This is a genomic window from Bradyrhizobium sp. JR4.3 (assembly GCF_040547695.1).
GTDB lineage: Bacteria > Pseudomonadota > Alphaproteobacteria > Rhizobiales > Xanthobacteraceae > Bradyrhizobium > Bradyrhizobium canariense.
On record NZ_JBEPQF010000018.1, the window covers coordinates 34,957 to 58,626 of the forward strand.

A 23,670-nucleotide genomic window follows, 5' to 3' on the forward strand; every position below is an offset into this window, starting at 1 on the left:
CGCTATTTGAAATACGCGAGATAGTGCGAGACGGCGGTGATTTCCTCATCGCTCATGTGATAGGCGACATCGGCCATCGCGGCGCCGCCACCGCCGACGCGCTGGCTGCTCTTGTAGTCGTGCAGCGCCTTGACCAGGTATTCCTCGCGCTGGCCCGCCAACCGCGCGACGGCCTTGGTGCCGGCAAAGCTATCGGTATGGCATGAGGCGCAGCGGCGGCCGGCGGCAACTTGCGCGCCTTTTTTCGACAGGTCCGGATCCTTGTCCTCCGCCGCTGTCGGCGGCGTCAGCGCGGCGAAATAGGCGCCGAGATTGCGGACGTCCTCGTTGGTGATTTCCTCGGCGATCGGCTGCATCTGGTCGTTCTTGCGCGAGCCGGCGCGGAAAAACACCAGCTGCCATTGCAGGAATTGATCGGGCTGGCCAGCGAGCGAAGGGATGTTCTCGGTCTGCGAGATACCGTTCTCACCGTGACAGCCGGCGCAGACGGCAGCCTTCTCCTTGATCGCGGCATTGTCGGCGGCGCTTGTCGGGAGAGAACCGAGCGCGAGAAGCGCAACCGCGCTGATTGCGTGCGAGATGAACTGCCGGCGCATGATTGAAATTTCCGATCTATCGAACGCGTCATTCCGGGGCGAAGAAGCGCGAGCTATGATGCGCAATTGCGCATCTGAGAATTCGATAACCCACGTTCGTGGCCAAGGGTTCCGGACTTGCGCGCAAGCGGCGCGCGATCAGGAACGACAGCGTGCGAAATTGAAATGAGAAAGGCTGCGGCGCCGCTCGGCACCGCAGCCTCGTGTCGTCTCATGCTACTTCTTGCTGTAGCTGATGCGGTAGATCGCGCCGGCCCAATCGTCGGCGACGAGGATCGAGCCATCCTTGGCGAGGATGATGTCGTCGGGACGGCCGAGATAGCCCTGGTCGCCCTCGATCCAGCCGGAAGCGAACACCTCCTGCTTGGCGTTCTTACCGTCGGGCCCGACGATCACGCGCATGATGCGGCCGCCCTGGTACTTGTGACGATTCCAGGAGCCGTGCTCGGCGATCAGAATGTTGTTCTTGTACTCGGCCGGGAATTGGTCGCCGGTATAGAACTTCATGCCGAGCGGAGCGACGTGAGCACCGAGGTTCAGCACCGGCGGCGTGAACTCGGAGCACTTGTGGCCCATCGCGAACTTGGTATCCGGCAGGTCACCCTGGTGGCAGTAGGGATAGCCGAAGTGCTCGCCGATCTTGCTGATCATGTTCAGCTTGTCCGAGGGCAGATCGTCGCTGATCCAGTCGCGGGCATTCTCAGTGAACCAGAACTTGCCGGTGCGCGGATCGACGTCGCCGCCGACCGAGTTGCGAACGCCGAGCGCGTAGATTTCCGCGTTGCCGGTCTTGGGATCGACGCGGCGGATCTGCGACACGCTGGTCGGGGGCACGCCGATGTTGAAGGGCGGTCCGAACGGAATGTAGAACCAGCCTTCCTTGTCGACCGCGATGTACTTCCAGCCATGCGCGGCATAGGACGGCATGTCGTCATAGACGACCTTGCCTTCGCCGGGATTGTCGAGCTTGTTCTCGATGTCGTCGTAGCGGATCAGCTTGTCGACCGCGATGACGTAGAGCGCACCGTCCTTGACGGCCAGACCCGTGGGCATATTCAGCCCCTTGAGGATGGTCTTGACCTCTTTCTTTCCGTTGTTGTCCTTGATCGCGTAGACGTTGCCGAGGCCGAACGAGCCGACGAACAGCGTGCCCTTGTCACCCCAGGCCATCTGCCGCGCGGCCAGCACACCGGACGCGTAGACCTCCATCTTGAAGCCAGCCGGCAGCTTCACCTTCTTGACGATATTGGCGAGTTCGGTATCGGAGGCGCCGGTCGGCGGCCCCGACGGCGGCGCCAGGCCCTTCTGCGCCTCGGTCTCGTCGCCGAGGAACCAGTCGTCCGGCGGATGGGTCCAGAACTCCTTGGTGCCGGATTCGTATTTCTTCAGCGGCTTGTTCTTGTCCTGCTGCTGCGCGTGACCGACGCTTGTCCCCGCGAGAAGGGCAACCGCTGCAAGCGCCAGGATGGATTGAAAGACGGATCGATGGAATTTCATCGCGTCACTCCCCTAAGGCAGCCGTCAGGGCTGCACATTTATTTTATTTTGCTGTCGAGAGGCGAAGTTCGGACTCTGTCGAGAGGACAGACGCAGAAAGGTTAGCACATCTGCGAGCGGTGAGAAGCGCGCCGCGTGCGATGCGATAGCGCTCAGTAAAAATTGAGACGGAAAGTCAATGATGGCGAACGCCGCGACAACAACGCTCTCGCTGCAGCGCGGAATCAAGATCACGCGCGGCTAATTTACAGGCAGCAGGAGGTTCGGAACAAAAAAACGCGAAAACAACCCCATGCACAGTAGAACGGCTCCGGCCATCTTGCTGCCGGTGATTCCGGGTAGACATCTGACGAGTCGAGCGAATTAGCAAAGGTGGCGGCTACGGGGCGACGGGGTAGGGACCATCGTCGAAAATCGTCTCATGATAGCCTTTCGATCCGATATCGCGCGCCAGCGTGCTGCGAAAATCGCGATCATCGCGAAGACAGTTCAGGACATGCGCGAAGTCGAATTCGGGCCGCCAGCCGAGCTCGTGCCGCGCGCGCTCGTTGACATAGACGCGATCGATCGCGGGGAACAGGCGCCAGCCGCGCGCCGCGTAGAGCTCCGCACAATCCGGATAGAGCTCGCGCACCACACTGGCCGCGTCGCGCGCAAGCGCGGCGAGATGGCGCTGCTCGAACGGGCTCGTGGCCGACACGATGGTGCGGGCAAATCCGATGTTCGGCGCGCGCTCGACTGCGAGCAGATGGGCGCTCACCGCGTCGGCGATATCCAGCCGGCGATAGAGCAGCTCGTTGGCCTGCGCGTTCTCCGGCGCGTAAGCCGACCGCATCGCCGGATCGTCATCGTCTTCCGGAAAGAAGCGCGAGGTCCTCAAGACCACGACAGGCAGGCCGCGCTCGCGACAGAACAGCTCGCAAAGGGTCTCGGCCATCAGCTTGGTCGTGCCGTAGATGTTCTTCGGGATCGGCGGCAGGTCCTCGGTGACCCACACCGCGGCCTGTCCCGCCTCGGAGCGGAGCTGCGAGCCGAACGCGCTGGTGGTGCTGGTGAAGACATAACTGCGCACGCCGGCCGCCACAGCCGCTTCAAGCAGATTGAGCGTGCCGGTGACGTTGGTGTCGATGAAGGCTTGCTTGCTGTGGGTCGCCACATGCGGCTTGTGCAGCGTCGCGGTGTGGATCACCGCGGTGACGCCGTCCATCTGGCGCCGCACGAAATCGGAATCGACGATCGAGCCGACAGCGCCGGTGAAGGGCGATGGCTTCAGGTCGATCCCACGCACAGACGAACCGCGCCCGCGGAGCGTGCGGAGAAGACCCTCGCCGAGATGGCCCGCGCTGCCTGTGACCAGAATTGTCATTCGTTACCCAATACAGCCGCCAGCGGCGTGGAAAACCACGTGCCCGTCCGGTCCGGCTGGATGCTTTGGGAAAAATTGGAGCGGGCGAAGGGGCTCGAACCCTCGACCCCGACCTTGGCAAGGTTAAGCTCCCCAGAACCAGCCGGTAACCATGCGCAAAGTCCTGCTTTGTCAAATGTTTGATACCGCGACACAATCTGATCTCCAGGAGTACGGACGCGTACGCGTGAGAAACGCTACCCCGCACTCCCCCAGCACTCCCCGGGGGAGCAGAAATGAAGAGCCTGAACCGCAAAAGGTTGACGCCGCAGGGCGTGGAGCGCCTGCGGTACGACCCAGCGGCGGCCCCGCCGAGTGGACGAATCGAAATCGAGGACGAGGCCTGCCCAGGCCTGTTGCTGCGCATCACGCCTCGAAATGTTAAGTCCTTTAGCGTCATCTACCGGGTCGTCGGAGAGGGCGGGACCAGCCCGACGGGGCGGCTGTTGGCCGGTAAGCAACATCGGATCACCTTGGGCGGCACGCCTCCCCTTGAGCTGACCCATGCGCGCCAGCAGGCCCGGGACATCATCCAAGCTGCGACAGAAGGTCGCGATCTGCGGACGGAAAGGCGCGAGCGCAACCTGATCCGGGCTGTCAACACGTTTGAGGCCGTCTTCGAGCGCTTTATGCAAATCGAGATCATCCCGAACGTCGGCGCTTGGCGAAACGTGGACGGCGTGTTGCGCCGGCACGCCTTGCCTCGTTGGGCAAAAACACCGATTCATGACCTCCGCCGCGCCCACATCCACGAGCTCATCGATGAACTCGTCCAAAGCGGCCGTCATGGCGTGGCCCGAGAGCTTCGGAAGCATCTGTCACGCTTTTTCAATTGGGCAGTCGACCGCGAGATCATCGCCGATAACCCTATTCATGGGTTCAAGCGCGGAGACCTCCAGAACAACGACGAAGCGGGCCGCGCACTTGAGGACGACGAAATTAAGTGGGTCTGGCACGCCAGCTCCTCTTTAGGCTACCCTTTTGGTCCGTTGTACCGCCTGTTGCTGCTGACTGGACAGCGGCGCACGGAATGGGCCGCGGCGCGCAGGTCCGAGGTGAATTCGGACAAAGGGTGGCTGGAGGTCCCAAAGAACAGGTATAAAGGCGATCGCGACCACATCGTGCCGATGGCCGAGCAAGCCTGGTCCGTTTTCGAGCAGCTGCCCGTCTGGCCGGGTAATGACTATTTCCTGTTCTCGACCCGTGGTGGCAAGGTGCCCGTCTCGGGCTTCTCCAAAGGCAAGGCTCGCCTTGACCAGGAAATTTCCAAGCAGATTTCTGTCGAGCAACCTGGCGCCACTCTCAAGCCGTTCCGTGTTCACGACCTCCGCGTCACCTGCGAGACGAGGCTGGCGCGACTCGGCTTCAATCAAGACGTTCGAGACGCAGTCATTGGGCACGCGAAGGCTGGCCTTCAAAAGACTTACAACAAGTACGATTACTTGACCGAAAAGCGCGAAGCTGTCGCTGCATACGAAGCACACATCATGAGCATTGTGCGATGAGTCTATTTACGCCGCACCATGCACGCGCGCTCGCCGACGAGACGTTTAGATTTCAGATCAAATATGACTCTGCTGATGAACAAAAGCGCCTCGGTAAAGCTATTCAGCTGCTGGTCGGAAAAGAAGACGCCCTATTGACGGTACTGCGAGCAGGTGAGCAACGGTATGTCGACTGCAAGAGGGAACTTCAGGACATCCGAAAATTACGTTACGTCTACAATGAGCTTCCGGTACGATGCGCAGGAATGGCTAAGAAAATAAGGGAAGTTGTCCAGGCCTTATCGGCCATTGATGAGATCTCGCGGGAGGAGCTTGATTCGATGGCTCGCTGTCGCGGCTCAAGCGTGGAAGAGATGACTGGAGACTTGGAACGGCTCCTCGGTTTGCTGGATGAAGGAAGTAAGGAGCTTTTTTCTAAGCGGCAAAAGACGGCAGGACGAAAGCGAGGAGTCGGCAAAGGAGGCGCTCAACGATTGCCACTAGAGGAATTTGCCAAAGAGCTCAGAGTTTTTCTGCTCGAAGCGGGAGTTGCATTTACTTTCGAGGCGGCGACTCGCCAGGAACGTCATCCCGTTGACCACGTACCGGTGAGCGCAGCTGCGCGTTTGCTGTACGGCGCAGCGCGCTTGCTGGATCAGCGAGTAGAGCTCTCTGATATAGAAGCCGTGATCAAATCAGTAAACGAAAAGCCGGAATTTCGCGAAGAGCTTCTCGGCGATGCGACGGTGGACGCTTTGACGAGCTGAATTACGACCGATCTGCTTTGAGATATTCAGCCAAGTGCAGTTGATTTCCGGCTAGTGACGCCAACCAACCAACTGCACTATTTGGTTGCTTCCTTACAAACCGAAGGGAGCAACAAATGCGATTTTTACGAGTTAGCGAAGTCGTCCCCATGGTCGGCTTCTCGAAAACGACCCTTTATGCACGCGTTCGAGCAGGGACATTTCCCAAGCCTATCGCCCTCGGACCCCAGACTACCGCCTTCTTGGAAGATGAGGTCCTTGAGTGGATGAAGACCCAAGTCGCGGCTGCCCGTGGCTATTCCACGTCTGCGAGCACACCTAGGTCTTCCGCGGGAATGCAGGAGGGCGGCAATGTCTGATGCAGATAACGCTGTGCCACAGCCGGACAACGATGCAGCCATCGAATTCCTGAAGACTTTCGAGCCCGAGGGGCCGTGGGTGCTCACCGCGATTCCTCCACATCGGAAGGGAATCCAGACCCGTACCTTCGGTCCGGACCGCATAGATCAACTCAGGCAATGGCTACTTACGCGCAATGGAAGTGCTAACCTTTATTTCCATGTGAATCGACCGCTGAAAGATCTCGACAAGAAGGCTGAACGCGAAGACATTAAGGAGGTCCGCTGGCTCCACGTCGACGTCGACCCGCGAGTTAACGAGCCGGTGGAAGATGAGCAGCGCCGTATCCTCTCGCTGACGACGGATCGACTCCCGGCTGGCATTCCGAAGCCGACTGTCATTCTCTTTTCGGGCGGCGGATTCCAAGCTTTCTGGCGGCTGGAAGAGCCGATCGTTTTGGACGGCAAGCTTGAACTGGCTGAAAGCGCGGCACTTTATAACGTTGCATTGGAGCATGCTTTCCAAGGTGACAATTGCCATAACATCGACCGCATCATGCGTTTGCCAGGAACGATCAACATTCCTGACGAACGCAAGCGGTTGAAGGGACGGCGTCCAGCTCTGGCGCGGGTGGTGACTTTCGATGCTTCGAGAGTTTATCCACTTTCAGCATTTACACCCGCAGCCCCTACGCGGAGTGATCAATCTGCCGCGCTGGGGCGCCCAGGACAGTCAAATAACTCGGTCAAAATCGGCGGAAACGTTCGTCGCATCGTCGAATCCTCCGAACTCGACGAATGGGGCGTTCCTGACCGCGTCAAGATTATCATTGGCCAAGGCAAACACCCGGATGAGCCGAAGCTGGATGATAATAGCCGCTCGGCTTGGCTCTTTGACGCTGTGTGTAACCTGGTGCGCCAGCGCGTTCCGGATGAGGTGATCTTTTCACTGTTGACCGACCCCCATTGGGCCATCTCTGAAAGCGTTCTCGAAAAAGGTAGCGCAGCGGAGAAGTATGCGATCCGGCAGATCGAGCGAGCGAAGGAAGAGGTCATAAGCCCAGATCTAAGGCATCTGAACGAGAAGCACTTTGTAATCGAGAACGATGCTGGCAAGTGTCGCGTCGCTGAGTGGATCCCATCTGAGGGAGACGGCAGAGACCAGTTGTCGACCCAATCTTTCGAGGACTTTCGTAACCGCTATATGCATATGCGCGTGCTCGTCGGCAAGGACGCGAAAGAAAACCCGCAATTCAAGCCGCTAGGCAGATTCTGGCTGGAACATGAAATGCGGCGGCAATTCCGTGGTCTTGTGTTCCGTCCCGGCAAGCAGCAGGTGATAAACGGGTTCTTGAACCTCTGGCGCGGTTTCGGAGTAGAACCTCGACCTGGCAGTTGGTCACTCATGCAAGCTCACATTGCTTCGGTCCTTGCAGATGGAGATGGCAGCTCAGCCGAGTACATCCTGAATTGGGCTGCGTGGGCGGTGCAGAATCCCGACCAGCCTGCAGAGGTATCGCTGGTCTTCAAAGGTGGACAAGGAACAGGAAAATCGACGTTTGGCCGTGCGATGAGGTCGCTCTTCGGCCAGCACGGATTGCAAGTGGTGACACCAAGTCAGTTTGCCGGTCGGTTCAACGCGCATATGAGAGACGTCTGCTTGTTGTTCGCAGATGAAGCAGTGCGCCCGGACGACCGCTCAGCACGCGGCATTCTGAAGGCACTTCTTACGGAGAGAAATCTCCCTATGGAGGGCAAAGGGCGCGATATTGTCCAGATGACGAACTACGCAAAAGTCATTATGGCGTCCAACGAGGAGTGGGTGGTTACTGCGGAGCTAGATGACCGACGGTTTGCCGTCTTTAGAGTCTCCGAAGGACGAAAGGGCGATAAGCTCTACTTCAAAGCACTGAATGAGGAGCTCGAATCCGGAGGCTTGGAGGCGATGCTGTACGACCTTCTGGAACGCCCGTTGGGGGAATGGCACCCCAGGGTGAATATTCCTCAGACTGCGGAGAAGGACTTCCAAAAAACGGCATCTCTATCGCCCCTCGAGAAATGGTTTCTCGATCTACTCTTTCAGGGCGTGGTACCGGTCCGGCGCTGGATCACCGAAAAAGAGCCCTTCGTTGCCACCTCCGTGCTAACGGACGTCGCTCGGCAGCAGCTGCGGAAGGAGGACATCTCTTGGAACGCCGTCAACTTCCTACTCACCAAACTTCAGTTCAAGAAGATCGACAATCCCAGACCGCGCGGTTTCGTTTTTCCTGAACTGGGGCTTGCGCGGGCAGCTTGGAACCGGGTGTTTACCAGGGTTGAATGGCACGACACTGGAGAGTGGGCTCCTCTTGATCCTTCCAAAACGCCTTTCGAGCCGCCGTTCTAGGACAGGCTCAATCCAACCTGCCGACCACCGACCCCGATATTTATCCGCAGGCCCCAGTGATGAGCGATGAGCTCGCGCCCTGGCCTCTACTTCGTGGTCGGTAAGGTCGGTAGGTCGGATTCTACTTGGAATCATAAGAAGATAGAAAACCGAGTCTATCCGACTACTTAGGTTCGCAAATGGGACAATCCTCATCGCTAACTTCCCAGCCCATCGCATTGCCTTGCACCTGCTGAAAGTTATCGGAAATCTCCCACCCCAAAAATTTATGCAAGAGACAAGATTCAAGCTTTCGCGGTGGCGTGACAGCTCAGTAAGCGCAGCACTTTTTCTGAGGAATATCTTGGAGGACGGCGTCTAATCGAGCACATTTGTAGTGCCCACGCGCGCGCGCGAGGCTTGTGTGCAAATATGAGACGATGACCTTTCCAGTTGAGATAACAAAGGCGCACCATGCGCATCGTGATCTGGGCAAACTCCTCTGAAGGTTTCTCTCCCCGACATTTAACCGTCCAAGACGGCAACGCCGCGCGAACCACGCGGAGAGGCGACGAACTTCGATCCGCCGTCTCACGCCGACGAGAGCTTTGCCAAGGCACCAGGATGCGCCCCGTCTGCGTCTCTCTAAGCGAGCCGGGCCGATTGCCGGAGCTCCATTTGCCACGCACGGCGAGGTTGCCAGCGCTCTCGCCTATTTTGGTGTGTCCTGTCCGTCTCGAACCTGGATAACTTCCGAGAGCAGATCAGCTGTCACTTGTAAGCTGTTCCGCACTTCTGCGAGCCTCTGATTGGATGGAAATGCGGGCCGATGCGATAACTTCAAGACGAACTCGAATACCCGATCTGAATTACGCATGAGCTGCAGTAAATGCTCCCCGCTCGGCCCGTTAGTCCGGAAAGCCAATTCTTAGCGGTTCTTTCGTTAGCTCCGGTCCACCGCATCAAGGTCTTCTGAGCTTGATGGCTGTTGCCCAGCTCGGATCTTAGAATATCTGCGATCAAGTTCGCGTAAGTGGAGGAGGTCGCTCTGTCGTTTGGAAACTTCTTGCCCGTTTTCGGAAACATGTTTCCCCCCGAGCTAAGTTATAGTTTTGAAGACCGATCATGCATTCTTGACGCTAGTAGGGCGAGTTGATGCAAGGCATGTCCCACTCAGGTGCCGAATCGGAGCGCCCGGCACAAAAACCCGCTGCCGAATACGTGCGGATGTCGACTGATCACCAGCAGTATTCAACGGCAAACCAAGCACAGGCTATTCGCGAGTACGCTGCCCGTCACGGCTTTCGGATCGAGAAAACCTATGAGGATAGCGGCAAGAGTGGTCTCAATCTCGACGACCGGCAAGCGCTTAAGCAGCTCATCGAAGATGTACAAAATGGCGCGGCCGAGTTCGCGACCATCCTCGTCTACGACGTCAGTCGCTGGGGGCGCTTCCAAGATGCCGATGAAAGCGCTTACTACGAGTATATTTGCAAGCGGGCGGGCATCTCGGTTCGTTATTGCGCCGAGCAATTTGAGAATGACGGGAGCCCGGTCTCGACCATCGTCAAAGGCGTTAAACGCGCAATGGCGGGTGAGTACAGCCGAGAACTATCGGTCAAAGTTTTTGCAGGACAGCGGCGGCTGATCGAGCTTGGCTATCGCCAGGGAGGGCCGGCGGGATACGGTCTGAGGCGGCAACTGATTGATCAGAATGGTATTTCCAAAGCCGAGCTGGTCCGCGGCGAACACAAAAGCATCCAAACGGATCGGATCGTCCTCATCCCAGGTCCCGCGCAAGAGATCGAGACGATCCGCTTCATTTACGAAGCCTTTGTCGCGCAAGGTAAGAGCGAGCGGGAAATTGCTGATTGCCTCAACGCCAAAGGTATCACCACCGATCTTGGTCGGTCCTGGACGAGAGCCACGGTCCACCAAATTCTGATCAACGAAAAGTACATCGGCAACAATGTCTGGAATCGATGCTCTTGTAAGCTTAAAGGCCGGCGAGTTTATAATCCCCCCGAGCGCTGGATTCGCCACGATCAGGCTTTCGAGCCGATCGTCGCTGAAGATACATTTATTGCCGCGCAAGCTATGATTTCAGATCGCTCGAAGCGCTATTCCGACGAGGAACTGCTCGACGTGCTGCGGGGCCTCCTGGAACAGCACGGCTATCTCTCCGGCATCATCATCGATGAACTCGAGGTCGGACCATCCAGCAGTGCCTATCGTTCGCGCTTCGGCAGCCTAATCCGCGCCTATGAACTGATCGGCTTCAGCCCTGACCGGGACTACCGCTACATTGAGATCAACCGGGCCCTACGCCGGATGTATCCCGATTTCATTGCATCGACGGTTCGCGGCATCGAGGAGATCGGGGGATCGGTTCGTCAGGATAGGGAAACCGATCTCCTCACGGTCAATGACGAGTTCACCGCTTCTCTTTGCCTCGTCCGGTCCCAGGAAACCCTAGCCGGGTCCTACCGCTGGAAGATCCGCTTCGATGCGGGCTTGCGGCCGGACATCACGGTGGCGATCCGGATGAACCAGATGAACAGCGCCGTGCTCGACTATTACCTGTTGCCGCGCTTTGAGATGGAAGCAGACCAAGTTGCTCTTGCCGAACACAACGGCTTGGCCCTCGATGCCTATCGTTTCGACACGCTGGAGATGCTGTTTGAACTCGCAGCCCGCTCGCAACTGATGGAGGTCAGCTATGGCATCAGCTCAATGCATTGAGATCATTCCAGTCGGAGCTATCGATGTCGTCAATCCGCGAGTACGCAATCGCCGGGTCTTCAAGGAGATTGTAACCAGCGTCGCCGAACTCGGCTTGAAGCGGCCGATCACAGTCAAACGAAAGGCTTGCGAAGGCGAACTCCGGTACGATCTAGTTTGTGGCCAGGGGCGCCTGGAAGCCTACCAAGCCCTCGGCCAACGCGAGATCCCGGCCGTCGTGGTCGACGCCACCAACGAAGACGGCGCCATCATGAGCCTGGTCGAAAACTGCGCCCGGCGGCAGCACCGCGCGATCGACCTCCTGCATGACATCGAGGGGCTGCGGGGGCGTGGCTATGAGTTCGATGACATCGCCCGCAAGACCGGCCTCAGCATCGAGTATGTCAAAGGCGTCAGCAGCCTATTGGAAAGCGGCGAGCACCGGCTGCTCCGGGCCGTTGAGGCCGGACAGATGCCGGTCAGCACCGCAGTGATGATCTCGCAGGCGCAAGATGCCGACGTCCAATCCGTGCTGCAGCAAGCTTACGAGGAACGCCTGCTGCGGGGACAGAAGCTGCTTGCGGCCAAGAAGCTGATCGAGCAGCGCCGGCGGCGGGGAAAAGGGTACAAGACTGGCCCGCGACGAAGCGACGGGGCGCCGATGAGCTCAAACGCGCTGCTGCGCGCCTACCGCCAAGACGTCGACCGCAAACGTGTCCTGATCCGCAAGTCCAACAGCACCAAAGCGCGCCTAATCTTCATCTTGGAGGCCCTGCGCAAGCTCCTGGTCGAACCGGAATTTTTCTCGATTCTCGCTGGGGAAAAGCTCGATACGCTGCCCAAGAACCTTGCGCTTCGGCTGCATGGGCAGGGTTGAGCCATGGCACGCCGCCCCCATATTTCGGTGCGGATGGGCTTTGAGGAACGGACGGCCGTGGTCCGGCTGGCTGACATCCAGCCCCTCAAACTCGTGTCCGAGGAGGTGAAGCGCTCGCCAAAATACCGACAGATCGCAGCCTCCGTGGCCGAGATCGGTTTGGTCGAGCCGCCTGTGGTAGCGCGAACCCGCGACAGCCATGGCAAATTCCTACTTCTGGACGGCCATTTGCGCCTCGAGGTCCTACGCGACCGCGGTCTCTTGGAGGTGGAGTGCCTGGTGTCGACCGAAGATGAGGCCTTTACCTACAACAAGCGCGTCAACCGGATTGCCATCATTCAAGAACATCGCATGATTCTGAAGGCGATCGAGAACGGGGTATCGGAAGCGAGAATTGCCAAGGCGCTGAACGTCGATGTCGCCAGTATTCGCCGGCGCCGCAAGCTGCTCGACGGCATCTGCGCGGAGGCGGTCGATTTACTCAAGGAGAAGCACCTGACCCTCAACTCGTTCTCCGAGTTGCGCAAGTTAGCACCATTAAGGCAGATCGAAGCCGCCGAGTTGATGATTGCGATGAACAACTTTTCCAACAGCTATGTGCGCTCGCTGGTGGCGGCGACGCCGCGCAACCAATTGGCGGCCGGCTATACGCCGCGCACTCCGAAAGGTCTGTCGGAAGAGCAATTGTCTCTGATGGAGCGGGAGTCGGCCTCGCTCGCCCGCGAATTCAAGGTGGCCGAACAGACCTACGGCACCGACCATCTCGATCTGGTGCTCGCGGTCGGCTACGTCTCAAAATTGCTGCGCAACGGTAGGGTGGTCGGTTATCTCGCCAAGCACTTTCAGGAATTGCTGTTTGAATTCCAGCGCATCACCGAATCCGAGGCTAATGCGACCTAAAGCCTTCCGAGGCAAATGAATCGAGTTGGCCGCATTCGCGTATGCATCGTTCGGAAGCAAATCAGCCAGCATCGACTCCCAGTTTCGAAGCTAAGCTGACCTACAACCATTTGGACCAGTGAGCCTTGGCTCTTAACATCTTAACAAGCCAAGGCGGACATTTTGTCCCCTCGCGAAGCGGGTCTTCGAGGACCCTACTCTTCTAAAGGTTGAGGTCACCTTCGAGAACCGTTGGTTCCCAAGTGGCGATAGTCCCTACTCGTCGCTTGGGGGGAGCGGCAGGGGAGCGACTGCGCGCCGGCGATCAGGGTAAGCGCCGCTTGATTGTCGCGCAGCGGTCAAGGCTCGCCAAAGCCACAGCGAGCGTCAATGAATTGCTTAATTGGCCTTCGTCTCCGCGCTCAAGCCCTCAAAAGCCGTGGCCTTAGAACGACGCTTACACTGTAAGTTAGCGGTTACTGCCCGCTTCCAGCACATCGCGCCCGGTCCAATGGTTGGTAAGAATGACCGCGAGTCCAATAACGCCGCCTAACGTGACACCAACAACTAGTCCGTAAGCTGCCCCGCCCGTCATCAGCACCAGAGTATTGTCGGCGTTTCTCGAAAGCCATTCGAAAACGACGCCGACTAAACCAACAGCGTAAAGTATCGATAGGAAAGCCGCCGCAATCGCACCGCCGACTACGACAGCCCCTAAGACACATAAGAGGCTTACACCCAGGCGGGAAGCGCTTAGGCGCTCGAAGTCAAAATTGACGATCGAAAATACTAATATTGCCGTCCCAACGATGCCACTTGGTAGCAAAAGCTCGGGCATCGCGGGGGGCCCTGCTCCCGTTCCAAAATAGAAAGTAACGATGGGCGCGCAAATAAGACCGCTCAGCGCCCCGCCCAATCCACAACCGAATAGCGTGCGTGTAGCCGACCTATTGCTTGAGAGTGCGAATTTTCCGCCACTTACATCAACGCGCGCAAAAAAAAGGGAAAGGAAGCCAAAAATGCATCCGCAAACCGTGGTTGTGATCGAAACCTTGGCCATGATCAAGCTCAACGGCTCAGGTGCAGATGATCCTCGTAGAGCGCCCTCCACCCAGGCGCGTGCTCCCTGACTGAACTTTGATGTCCACATCCGATCGTAGACGAGGCTCATGATTAACGCTGGAACAATCGATCCTACAAATCCTCCAACGACCCCTTTTCTCAGGCTGACGAGCGAATAATCTCGCAGGGAGAGCGGCCCTTCTATAAAGCCTTGAGTGGCTCCCCTGAGCCTCGAATAGACCGTGTGCGATCCAGACATTAGTATCAGGAGCGACGCGACCGGAAACACGCTCGAAAGTGCAATCACGCTCCATGACCGCTCGGGCGACGCAAGCGAAATGGAATACGGTATCATCGCTAGCAGAAGCGCAACGACAGCCAGTGCATTGCCCATAAACAGGAACAGCGACCCAGGATTGAAATAGAACGGAATGGTGAGCGAAGAATGGTCCCAAGTTTGCTGCTGATAGGCCGTTGCCCTGTAAACTTCCTGGCGCACACGACTCATCAGGTTGGACACAGGAATGTCCACCAGCTCTACGTTTTTCAGAAATGCTTCCGTAAATGGACTGAGCAATCCGTCGCCATCGTAAGCAACGTCCCCTGGAGCGGCAGCGAATGCGATGAACGTATTACCCGGCGCCTGCATCTCGGCCAAGCCTGTTCGCGCCTCCTGATATGTCGCAGCATTGTACGCTTTGGCTCCAACTGGGCCAATCGATTTTCCCTTCAATATCTCTCGCGGCTCCATACTACTTCGGCAAGCATCCAACAGGACAATTTGAAGGTTGCTGTATCTGGCTACACGATCGAGTAGTTGCTGAACACTAACCATATTGAGGCTGTCGTCGGACTGAAAATCGATTGGCAATATGAAGTTATGATCCTTAACCTGAAGCCCGTGGCCAGAATAATAAACAACGGTGGCGAGGGGCTTCTCTTTTGAAATCCTACCTATAAAGTTATCAATCAGCGCGTTTAACTGGTCATACTTCAGATCGATTCCTGGCGTAACGTCGAAGTGTAGTCGCTTGAGCGCGGCGGCTGTTTGTTCCGCGTCGGACTTCGGACAACGCAACCAAAGCTCACCATCATACGAGCTGTTGCCAAGCACCAATGCACACTTAGTCGATTGCACGGCAGCGCTCCAATATCCGGTGCATCCTTCTGCACGCCTGCTGAATCATTTAACAAAACTGCTTGATTTCTCCCTGGAGCTTAGATGCACAGCTTCTCAAATGCAATTTTGACGCGGGCGCTGAAGCGCCAAGAGTAACGTGCTTGCTACCCGCTACGACGCGACTACACTGGTCGGCACGTCACTTTGAAGCAAATGCCGTCGGCAATGATCCGCTTGATCCATCCGTGTGTCCAAGTGATGCATTCGCTGAAAGCGACAACTCGGCCGGAGCGGATTTGCTTTCGGCGCGCCCGGCGGCAGCTCTTATCAACGCCCGCACGAAGCTATTATCGCCTGGCTAACACGTTTGTCTCCGATATAGCCTTCGATAGAATGGGGGTTTCCTCGAATATTCCGGATGTCGAGGAGGTTGTGGATCCCGGTAGTGAAATTTGCCGCGTCAAGCCCTCGTCCGAGTGCAATGAGGTCGTCAGGATCTACTGCATTCAGCCAATGTTCTACGCCGGTTGGGACAGTAAACGCGGGTCCAAGTGCTGCCTGCACTGCCATTAATGGTAATGGTGAGCCGAGTGTCACGTAAAGCGGAACGCGGAGCGGGCGCCCCTCGAGTGCCAGTTGACGCAGCAACTTGAATGTTATCACGGTTCCGAGCGAATGACTGACTACCACTGCTGGAGCCGCGTCAAGAACAGGACGTACAATCGCATCTACTATGTTATTTACGCCCGGTCGCTTGAGATAGGCGTACGCCTGCTTCAACAGGCTCATGCAAACTGCACCATGCAACGGCGACAGCCGTTCAATGATACGCAGGATCGCATTAAGACGCCGATCCATCGGAAAACCTTGACTCGCAACGGACGCGCCCCCCTCCTCTGCCAGCGCGCGCTCTTCTAGTGCTATGATCTTTGCACTTGCGCCAGCAGCCTGAGCCTGTTCCGAGAGCGCCGCTGCGAGAAAGGTCCTTTCATTAGCATCAGCGCTTTGTCCTTGAGCTACCGTGCCATCGAATTGTGCGCCAGCAGAGCGTGACAGCGCATCTCCGAAGAACGGCGCCCGGACTTCGAGTACATCGGTAATGCCCGGCTGACCTAGTCCATTTTCGAGGGACGCCAACCACTCGGCTTTGATCAAGTTTTCGCTCTTGCCCTCCTGACTAATGCCATGGACGAAAACTAGCCGCATCTACATCTCCTCGATAATTGTCTTAAGCTGCTGCCCCCCGCGGGCGGAGAGGGTGCTAAACGAACTTCGCAACAGTTCGGCTCTCAAATCAACAAGCCCCTCCATGACAAGGCCCGATGCCTCATCGTCTTCGAGCAGCGACCATCCTTGCCGCAACCACGGGAAAATGCCCGCAACCAGAGCACGCGCAGAGGGTGTGGAGTTGAAGGTCCATGTTCGGCGCGCTTCTTCGTGAGAACGCGGCTTCCTCGGCGGCGTTTCGGGAATTTCGACTTCAATCAATCCGGGCGCAACCTGTCGGGAGCGAAGACGCCCAAGTAAGGCTACGTCATAAGGAACGGGAATGCCGGCGGCCGCGAGATACCATGCGATCCGATGTATGCTGTCGCGATCGCCCAGTGCGTCGTAAATGTATGCAGCGATAACCGCGCGCACTGGATCGCGCTCCTTCTGGTCCCGGAGGCGCGCTGCTTGATCGTAACCCATTCGCGCAGACAACGCGCCGGCGCGGAGTTGTGCAATGGCCAGTTCAGTATCTCGCGCCTCGGTCGGAGCCGCGTTCAAGAGGCGGTAAATGACGCTGACGACTTCTTCTCCCTCGACGGTGAACGTCGCGACGTGATCTGGGAGTGCTGCGGCCCCACCCCAATTGCCATTATCGAACTCGATCAACAACGGCGCCGGAAGCGACAAATAGCTTGCTCCGATCGGATCGATGCGCCACCAGGATTTTGTTGTTTCACGAACGGCCCTCGCCGAGCGCCCGAGCGTCGCGCGTCGCCCGTTGGCGCCAGCAACGTTGAAGCCAGCACCCGTTACAAAGTGCGTTGGGCGATCGTTTTCAGATGCGTATTCTCTGAGAATACGCGCAACCTTCTTTTCCTGTTGCTTTAGGCTAAGCGCAAATGCTTCTGCATCACGATCCACCAGTAACTTCGACGTATAGTTCAATTCATAATGCGAGCGGCCCGACCTCGCCTTATGCCGTATTGAGGAGCTGAACCCCTTAGCTTTTGGGACGGGCTTCGCCGAAAAGGTCGACCAACCTCGGCCGGCGGCAGCTCCTCCAACCCTGGAACTCATCTCCCCAACAATGCTCGGCTCGGGCCAAGACTTAAGGACCGGTGGGGCTGCTGGCCGACTTGCAAGGTAAATATTGTTTGGTGGCCGCAAACCCGTCGCAATGTCTGGAGTTAGCTCAACCTGATATTGACTCGCGCGCAGGGGCACCTGCTGGCTGAGGAAGTCCGCCAGACTAAAATTACTGATGCGCCGCCGGTCGGGCGCCTCGAACGCCTCCTCATGGGCTCCAGACAAAGCTTCTGTCAAAAGCCCGCTAAAGATGCAGCGATCTTCATCCGGCGTAGCTCCCCTCACCATATAGGCTGCGTGAAATGGAGAAGACGCTCGCAACATATCTATTGACGGCAGGCGTACATCAAAGGGACCTTTGTCCAAAATGGGATCGATAGCGAGGTCAGCACTATCTGTGGTAGCGGCCAGCGATCGGCACGCGTCCGAGACGACAGTCAATTGCTCCACACCATATCTGGAGAGCCTACGGCATAGCTGGCCGACTGAAACGGCCCTTTGGCTAGTGAACCATTGCGAGAGCAGCCAGAGATCTTCAGCCGGGTCCCGCGTGAGGCCGTGCCCGGCGAAATATATCAGCAAACGTGAAATTCTGGGCCTGCCAGCGAATAGGCGCTCGAAGGCAGCTTTTACGGTATCAAAACCCACCGGCCGCTCGTCATCCACGAGAACTTCCGTCGGAATGCCAAGGTCCTTTGCCCAGTCGCCGAACGCCCTCGCACCGTTCGCAGCGCCCTGGAGAAACTCTAGCGGCGGCGCATCAGAGATACCCAAACTAAGGCAACGCATCGATTCCATTGAAAATATCCGAACGACGGCCAGACAACCAATCGGAATGAAATTTGGAGCGCACAACTCGTCATACTGACGACATCCCGCCTCAAGTCAACGACAAGGGGAGCATCGTCGGAAAAGCCCACGTCCTACAAATTCGGAGTAGCCCCGCGATGTTGCAGTGCCACGATCGGCCGAAACCATACACTGCCTTCGGTGCTCGAATCCGCATCTGCCACGTGCCAATTTCTATCGCCTGCTCCCTTGTCGGGAAATGTCTCAAACGGGTGTAAGTTCTCTTTCAGGTCACCGCGACGCTCGCCCGGTATACGCGGTCGGGCTCTCGGCTGGAATACGGCAGCCTATCGCATGGGTTCGCTTGCCTCGCGAACGGGCCCAACGGAGATGTTCATTATTCGCCGCATTCCATTGAGCTCGGGGGTTGTGGTGCGATCGAGATCCGGTAGTCCTCATTGTACGGCCAAGGCGCGCGCGCAACGCGCAAACCTGCTCAATCGCCCCGGTTGTAATTATTGCCCTCGCAAGGTAGGGTAAATTCAAAAATCTACAAATCGTTCTCGCCCGGAGCCACCGGCATGTAGGCCCAGGGAACTCAATTAATTACAAGGCGATTGGATCTACGCGTGGGCAGCTATCGCTCTCCAGTATTCGGATCAAAGTGTTTCGCGCTAATATTTGCGAACTCGATTTATGCCTGCGCCTCAGCTTTTGGCCAAGCTGGACCGCCAGCGTCTCCGCCAAACAGCTTACCATCGCGCGATACACATCTTTCCCGGGATGCCATAGCCAGATGCGACACCTATGCTGCTTCGGAATTCGATCCAAGACGCACATCAGGCGCCGTTCCATTCGAAAAATTGGACCCAAAACTCGCAATTCCGGCCTGCGAAGAGGCGGTGAAACAATTCCCGGAAGATGCCCGATTACACTTTGAGCTCGGACGCGCGTATCAAAAAGCGAATAACTTTTCTGATGCGCTCCTCCATTACAAGAAGGCCGGAGAACAAGGCCTGGCGGTCGCCGAAAACAACCTAGCCGTGATGTACCAGAACGGCTGGGGCGTTCAGCAAAATTTCGGCATCGCTCTTACTTGGTTTCGGAAAGCCGCTGATCAAAATCTCGCGCTTGCCGAACACAGCCTCGGTCTGATGTATCAGAATGGTTGGGGCGTTCAGCAAGATTTCGGAACCGCCTCTACTTGGTATCGGAAGGCGGCCGATCAGAATCTTGCGGCCTCACAGTACGCGCTTGGTTCGCTCAATCTAAATGGCTCGGGAGTGAAGGTAGATTATGATGCGGCTTTAAGTTGGTATCGAAAAGCGGCCGATCAGAACCTCGCGCCCGCGCAAAATGACCTTGGTGTGATGTATCAAAATGGTTGGGGCGTTCAGCAAAACTTCGGGACCGCACTTGTCTGGTTTCGGAAAGCGGCCGATCAGAATTTCGCGAACGCGGAGTTCAGCCTTGGGCAAATGTACTGGAATGGTTGGGGCGTGAAAAAGGATTTTGCAACTGCTCTTACTTGGTATCGGAAAGCGGCGGTTCAAAATTTCGCGCCCGCGCAATACATGCTTGGCGAGATGTACGATAATGGTTGGGGCGTCGCCAAAGACCCTTCCATAGCTTTCGAATGGGTAAGGAAGGCAGCCGATCAGAACTTTCCCGCCGCGCAAAACGACCTTGCTGTGATGTATGCGCGAGGCTCGGGTGTACCCGAAAACCTCCAACTCGCTGCAGCCTATTATAGGAAGGCCGCGAAACAGGGTGTGACGCTTGCACGTATGAATCTAGGTCGCTTGTATTTAAGTGGCGTGCGGGAGCCCGGCGACCTCGACATCATTTTCGGCCAGTTCAAAAAACAGATTGAGGGTGTAGGAGCGCAACCGAAAGTCGGAGGAAAGTTGACTATCGAAGGCCGCTCCGTCGAACAGAAAGTTCAAGTCGCGATAAAGATTGTTTCCGCTGCTTCAAATGCCGCTTACTTGGAGAGTTGCGGCCTGCGCCTTGATGTCGAGCGTCGGGCTGTCGAAGCGGTGAAGGACTGTGTAGAAACGGATTCTTTGAACCGTTTGATAACATTCTTTCGCAATGAAAAGGCGAGCCTCAAAGGTGCATCGGGCACTTGCACCGCCCCCGAGACGAGTAAGGTCGTTGGCGAGTTGGATGAGGAAATACAGACGTGGGGCCGCATGTGTCGCGCCTGTGGCATCATATGTGGACGATGACAATCGAAACGTGAAGAACGTAACCAGTTCTTCGATACCAAAGCGACCTACGAAGGCCTGGAGCTAAGCAATGTATCGCAGATCTGTCGCTGCGTGGGTGGTACACCGAATACCTGCTGAGCCGATTCTAGGATCCGAAGATAACTGCCACTGTTACTAATAACGCGAGCCGCGGAGGTAACTTGGTGGGTGCGGGAGCCCAACCTCCGCAGGGTTAGGGTCGATTTCGATAGGCCTCACATTGTGCATTAGACCTACCCATGCGGTAGTCGACAGGGGAGCCTTGGGGTATCTGCCTTTCATCGAGAGGCCCAAAGGAGCAAGTCCGGCCTGAGAATCCATGAAGAAGCCGTCGAGAACGCCTCCCACTGCCAAGATGCTGCGCGTGCGGCTACAGACGTCGCACGCCTAAACCGACACGGGGTGATTGCGGAGAGCCATGGAAACTTGTCAAAGTCATCGCAGCGGCTGATGTGTCCAGACTGCTGATGGAGGAGTTGATCAGACCTGCGGCCCTCTGGACCTAGGAAGCAAAACCGCCAGCACATCCAAAACGTGGCCGACCAGCAGCCAACCGGTTGTGAAGGACCGGCCTTAAGGGGCGGAGCCTCTGAGATCGTCCCGCCGGAGGGGAGGGGCTGTTGAGATTGATTAAGGAGGCGGGCGCGTAATTCACAAGTAGGATCTTTAACCCAAAATCCACACGTGGCCCGATTTCATAAGAGCAATCAACGGACGTTTTACCGTCACTCTGCAGGAGATACTCCCCCTCCGGATTTGTTGGATTCTTCTGTATCAACAGCTGTTGAACTGTCGAACATGGTTGCCGTTTCTAGGCTTCTTTCCCTAAATTGCCCATACGTCTGCTCCGTTCCGCTGATCTTCCAGTTAGCCGGTCCGCTGATGCTCGTGCCGTAAATAACCGCCGCAGCAGCAGTAGGGCTGTCGAAGGGAGTATCCCTAGTGAATTCGTATGTGTCAGCACCTGGTTTTCGCTGTAGTGTTCCATCTGCTCTTAATTTCTCGCGAAGGGCTTTGTACGTCTTCGGATAAGACGGCGTTTCCGACCCCCGGGCGATAGAACCTTTGAGGACAACAAAGTCACCCCGGTTCTCTGTAGCAGTCGCGCGAGCATCCCCTACACTAAAGGAAAAAAGAATCCGCTCTACGCCTGATGTCGGAACGTCAATCTTGTTCTTGGTGGGCCGAGTGTAGGCAGTCATTATAGGACGCAGTATATCAAGACCTAGAGCTGGCAAGACAATTCCCGCTTGATCAAGGTAGTAGTCCATATCGGATCGGTCGGCCTCTGGTAGCGATGCTCCACCCGGCTCATTGCTGTGCATGGGCGTGGTTCTGCCCGCTTCCTTGATGCGCTCGGTTAGCTGTTTCTCCAAATGACGCACATGTGCCTTCGTTAGATTCTCATCCTTGCTAATGAAAACGATAGCGCGCTGAAAAAATGCCTTCTCCTCGTCGGCATCATGTTCTCTAAGCCGTTTGCCGACGACCTCGCTCTCTCCGACATACACGAGTGGTCTGAAGGGGTCGTCTGGATCTTGGCCGGCAAGAATATAACAACCTGCTTTTTGGGCTTCTGGTCGATTCAGAAATTCCGCCAGATTGCTACGTTGCACTACCACCGCCATGCCTGTCCAATTCACAATTTCTGCGAAGATCAGCCCTGTCGTACTGCCGTCAAGCAGATACATACGAATTGACCTGCCGCGCGCGTTTCGTTGCATGTTCGTTCATCTCGCGACGTAGAGAGGGATCAAATCTACAAAGCTAGTATACTGGGAACTCCTAAACCTTGACTAGAGGCCTCGACTCATGCGCTTTGCGTACGGCACGACCGGAGTTACTCGCAGGTACAGATACCTCATTTTCTCGTCTCGTCTCACGACACCATCACCGGTATGGTCGCGAGTGACCGTAGCTAGGTCGCATTTCGTTTCCAGATTAGGAAGCACTCGGACAAACCGTCTCACCACCTGGGAGTTGCCGCGTGTTTATTACCCATGAGCTTACGCCGGTTGAGTTAGTTGCAGAGCTCCTTTCGCTGCGCGCCTATAGCGATGAGGCCACGTACGAATTTCGAGAGCTTCGGCACAACAAGGATCTGTGCCCCCGATTTGCAGAACAGGTTGACCGCGTGCTTGATGCCTATAAGCGGCACCGCTCAGACGTGCATGACATTCAAGGCGTCCGAGATAGCGGTTGCGACGTAATGTTGACCTATGGCACTGCAGACGGTCGCTATTCGCTCGGCATGCAGATCAAGTCTTACGTCGAGCTGGAGGCAGCGAAAGGCAAGAAAGCCGGCGTCTCGCTGCTACAGCTTCTAAAGTCGCAATACGCAGAAGCGCTTAACAAGGCCTCGGTCGATGAGTGGTGGATTGTACTCTGCACATCATCGATTGAACACCAGGATAAGGTTCGAATGATATGCGCGGAATTCAAGGAATTCGAGAAAGTTAAAGTTATCGAGCCGCGCCAGGCGCTCTCGTTCTATCGCATGAGCCCCGTTGATCTCGCCAGTCGGGTTTCCATGCTGCTCTGTAGCGACGACTACGTTCTTCGCGAGGCCCGGTCCGAAGTTGGCTCGCTTACATTATGCGCCTGCTTCATGCTGGTTCATCTGATGTGTCGATCATTGCGCTCAGGGGAGCGATCCATCTCAGAAGGCGCTCTTATGGACCTTCATTCGGAATTCGGACCGTTTGCTAGCGCGTTCATTCTGGACAACCGGTCTGAGAATGAAGAAGATGATGATTGCGAAGAGGGACATGAAGACGGCCCTCCAGCCATCCACGACGTGGTTCCGGAGCTTGAACAAACCGGTGTTGTGCAGATGGACGACGCGCAAGGTTATAACCTGCAGCCTGAAGCCGTCCCGTCGATATGCGCCTTATATTTTGATCAGGTTTTGAGATATGAGGGCAATCGCGATGAGCTTCCTGAGCTACTTCTGAGGCTGCTTTTGACAGGTGGATAGATCAACAATGGCCATTATCGACATTGGCCAACACATCATCTCTATCCGTTATCGAAGGAGAGGCGCTCCCACGGAGAACGTGCGCCAGCCGCTTACATGTTGCTGAGCATATTGCATCAGAGTATGCGGATGGTTCCTCGGCGCACGAAGTCCCGCCCTTGAGGCGTGCGGCCTATGTGAGCAGCGGCGGTATCCTACCGAGAGCTCGGCGTCCATCGGACCGCACATTGGTCGTCGTTGATG

General features: G+C 56.7%; 16 protein-coding genes. 9 read left to right on the forward strand and 7 right to left on the reverse strand.

The features are described 5' to 3' along the window. Positions 1-2: 2 nt before the first annotated feature. The 3 genes from ABIB91_RS25635 to ABIB91_RS25645 all read right to left on the reverse strand — a co-directional run bounded on the left by ABIB91_RS25635 (position 3) and on the right by ABIB91_RS25645 (position 3,459). The gene (locus tag ABIB91_RS25635) at positions 3-596 is read right to left on the reverse strand and encodes a c-type cytochrome (RefSeq protein ID WP_018459679.1); all 594 of its coding nucleotides are present in this window, start codon (positions 594-596) and stop codon (positions 3-5) included. 216 nt (positions 597-812) lie between these two features. After that, positions 813-2,093 carry a PQQ-dependent sugar dehydrogenase gene (locus ABIB91_RS25640; protein WP_354168367.1) on the reverse strand — a complete coding sequence of 427 codons (1,281 nt, stop codon included), beginning with the start codon at positions 2,091-2,093 and terminating at the stop codon, positions 813-815. A gap of 379 nt (positions 2,094-2,472) precedes the next feature. Next, positions 2,473-3,459, reverse strand: a complete 987-nt coding sequence (locus ABIB91_RS25645; RefSeq protein ID WP_354168369.1) for an NAD-dependent epimerase/dehydratase family protein — start codon at positions 3,457-3,459, stop codon at positions 2,473-2,475. 275 nt (positions 3,460-3,734) lie between these two features. Here ABIB91_RS25645 and ABIB91_RS25650 point away from each other — a divergent pair, with 275 nt between their 5' ends. From ABIB91_RS25650 to ABIB91_RS25680, 7 genes are all read left to right on the forward strand, one after another. Next, positions 3,735-5,003, forward strand: a complete 1,269-nt coding sequence (locus ABIB91_RS25650; protein ID WP_354168371.1) for a tyrosine-type recombinase/integrase — start codon at positions 3,735-3,737, stop codon at positions 5,001-5,003. Continuing rightward, entirely contained in the window at positions 5,000-5,749 is a 750-nt protein-coding gene (locus tag ABIB91_RS25655; protein WP_354168373.1) for a hypothetical protein, read from the forward strand. Before ABIB91_RS25650 ends, ABIB91_RS25655 begins: the two co-directional genes overlap by 4 nt. A gap of 116 nt (positions 5,750-5,865) precedes the next feature. After that, positions 5,866-6,108, forward strand: a complete 243-nt coding sequence (locus tag ABIB91_RS25660; protein WP_354168375.1) for a helix-turn-helix transcriptional regulator — start codon at positions 5,866-5,868, stop codon at positions 6,106-6,108. Next, positions 6,101-8,473, forward strand: a complete 2,373-nt coding sequence (locus ABIB91_RS25665; RefSeq protein ID WP_354168377.1) for a DUF5906 domain-containing protein — start codon at positions 6,101-6,103, stop codon at positions 8,471-8,473. The genes ABIB91_RS25660 and ABIB91_RS25665 overlap by 8 nt, the downstream gene beginning before the upstream one ends. Positions 8,474-9,607: 1,134 nt before the next feature. Further along, positions 9,608-11,194 (forward strand): recombinase family protein, encoded by a 1,587-nt coding sequence (locus tag ABIB91_RS25670; RefSeq protein ID WP_502917017.1) that lies wholly within the window; start codon positions 9,608-9,610, stop codon positions 11,192-11,194. Continuing rightward, positions 11,172-12,050 (forward strand): ParB/RepB/Spo0J family partition protein, encoded by an 879-nt coding sequence (locus ABIB91_RS25675; RefSeq protein ID WP_354168381.1) that lies wholly within the window; start codon positions 11,172-11,174, stop codon positions 12,048-12,050. The genes ABIB91_RS25670 and ABIB91_RS25675 overlap by 23 nt, the downstream gene beginning before the upstream one ends. 3 nt (positions 12,051-12,053) lie before the next feature. Further along, the gene (locus ABIB91_RS25680) at positions 12,054-12,950 is read left to right on the forward strand and encodes a plasmid partitioning protein RepB C-terminal domain-containing protein (RefSeq protein WP_354168383.1); all 897 of its coding nucleotides are present in this window, start codon (positions 12,054-12,056) and stop codon (positions 12,948-12,950) included. 448 nt (positions 12,951-13,398) lie between these two features. Here the strand turns inward: ABIB91_RS25680 and ABIB91_RS25685 are convergent, their stop codons facing one another. The 3 genes from ABIB91_RS25685 to ABIB91_RS25695 form a co-directional block, all read right to left on the reverse strand. Beyond that, entirely contained in the window at positions 13,399-15,129 is a 1,731-nt protein-coding gene (locus ABIB91_RS25685) for a caspase family protein (RefSeq protein WP_354168385.1), read from the reverse strand. A 309-nt stretch (positions 15,130-15,438) separates the two neighbouring features. After that, on the reverse strand, positions 15,439-16,317 hold the full coding sequence (locus tag ABIB91_RS25690) for a hypothetical protein (protein WP_354168387.1): 879 nt from the start codon (positions 16,315-16,317) through the stop codon (positions 15,439-15,441). After that, positions 16,318-18,207: a hypothetical protein gene (locus ABIB91_RS25695; RefSeq protein ID WP_354168389.1), complete on the reverse strand. Its 1,890-nt coding sequence runs from the start codon at positions 18,205-18,207 to the stop codon at positions 16,318-16,320. Positions 18,208-18,827: 620 nt separating this feature from the next. Between ABIB91_RS25695 and ABIB91_RS25700 the strand changes: the two genes are divergently transcribed. Continuing rightward, on the forward strand, positions 18,828-20,429 hold the full coding sequence (locus ABIB91_RS25700; RefSeq protein WP_354168391.1) for a tetratricopeptide repeat protein: 1,602 nt from the start codon (positions 18,828-18,830) through the stop codon (positions 20,427-20,429). A gap of 746 nt (positions 20,430-21,175) precedes the next feature. Here the strand turns inward: ABIB91_RS25700 and ABIB91_RS25705 are convergent. Continuing rightward, positions 21,176-22,141, reverse strand: a complete 966-nt coding sequence (locus ABIB91_RS25705; RefSeq protein WP_354168392.1) for a GIY-YIG nuclease family protein — start codon at positions 22,139-22,141, stop codon at positions 21,176-21,178. 296 nt (positions 22,142-22,437) lie between these two features. On the opposite strand from ABIB91_RS25705, the gene ABIB91_RS25710 reads away from it, so the two are divergent. Further along, positions 22,438-23,427 carry a hypothetical protein gene (locus ABIB91_RS25710; RefSeq protein ID WP_354168394.1) on the forward strand — a complete coding sequence of 330 codons (990 nt, stop codon included), beginning with the start codon at positions 22,438-22,440 and terminating at the stop codon, positions 23,425-23,427. The last annotated feature ends 243 nt before the right edge of the window (positions 23,428-23,670 follow it).

Bases quoted from the DNA above. Each gene is read 5' to 3' on its own strand.
- ABIB91_RS25635 (WP_018459679.1), bottom strand. From the start codon at position 596: ATGCGCCGGCAGTTCATCTCGCACGCAATCAGCGCGGTTGCGCTTCTC.
- ABIB91_RS25640 (WP_354168367.1), bottom strand. From the start codon at position 2,093: ATGAAATTCCATCGATCCGTCTTTCAATCCATCCTGGCGCTTGCAGCG.
- ABIB91_RS25645 (WP_354168369.1), bottom strand. From the start codon at position 3,459: ATGACAATTCTGGTCACAGGCAGCGCGGGCCATCTCGGCGAGGGTCTT.
- ABIB91_RS25650 (WP_354168371.1), top strand. From the start codon at position 3,735: ATGAAGAGCCTGAACCGCAAAAGGTTGACGCCGCAGGGCGTGGAGCGC.
- ABIB91_RS25655 (WP_354168373.1), top strand. From the start codon at position 5,000: ATGAGTCTATTTACGCCGCACCATGCACGCGCGCTCGCCGACGAGACG.
- ABIB91_RS25660 (WP_354168375.1), top strand. From the start codon at position 5,866: ATGCGATTTTTACGAGTTAGCGAAGTCGTCCCCATGGTCGGCTTCTCG.
- ABIB91_RS25665 (WP_354168377.1), top strand. From the start codon at position 6,101: ATGTCTGATGCAGATAACGCTGTGCCACAGCCGGACAACGATGCAGCC.
- ABIB91_RS25670 (WP_502917017.1), top strand. From the start codon at position 9,608: ATGCAAGGCATGTCCCACTCAGGTGCCGAATCGGAGCGCCCGGCACAA.
- ABIB91_RS25675 (WP_354168381.1), top strand. From the start codon at position 11,172: ATGGCATCAGCTCAATGCATTGAGATCATTCCAGTCGGAGCTATCGAT.
- ABIB91_RS25680 (WP_354168383.1), top strand. From the start codon at position 12,054: ATGGCACGCCGCCCCCATATTTCGGTGCGGATGGGCTTTGAGGAACGG.
- ABIB91_RS25690 (WP_354168387.1), bottom strand. From the start codon at position 16,317: ATGCGGCTAGTTTTCGTCCATGGCATTAGTCAGGAGGGCAAGAGCGAA.
- ABIB91_RS25695 (WP_354168389.1), bottom strand. From the start codon at position 18,207: ATGGAATCGATGCGTTGCCTTAGTTTGGGTATCTCTGATGCGCCGCCG.
- ABIB91_RS25705 (WP_354168392.1), bottom strand. From the start codon at position 22,141: ATGTATCTGCTTGACGGCAGTACGACAGGGCTGATCTTCGCAGAAATT.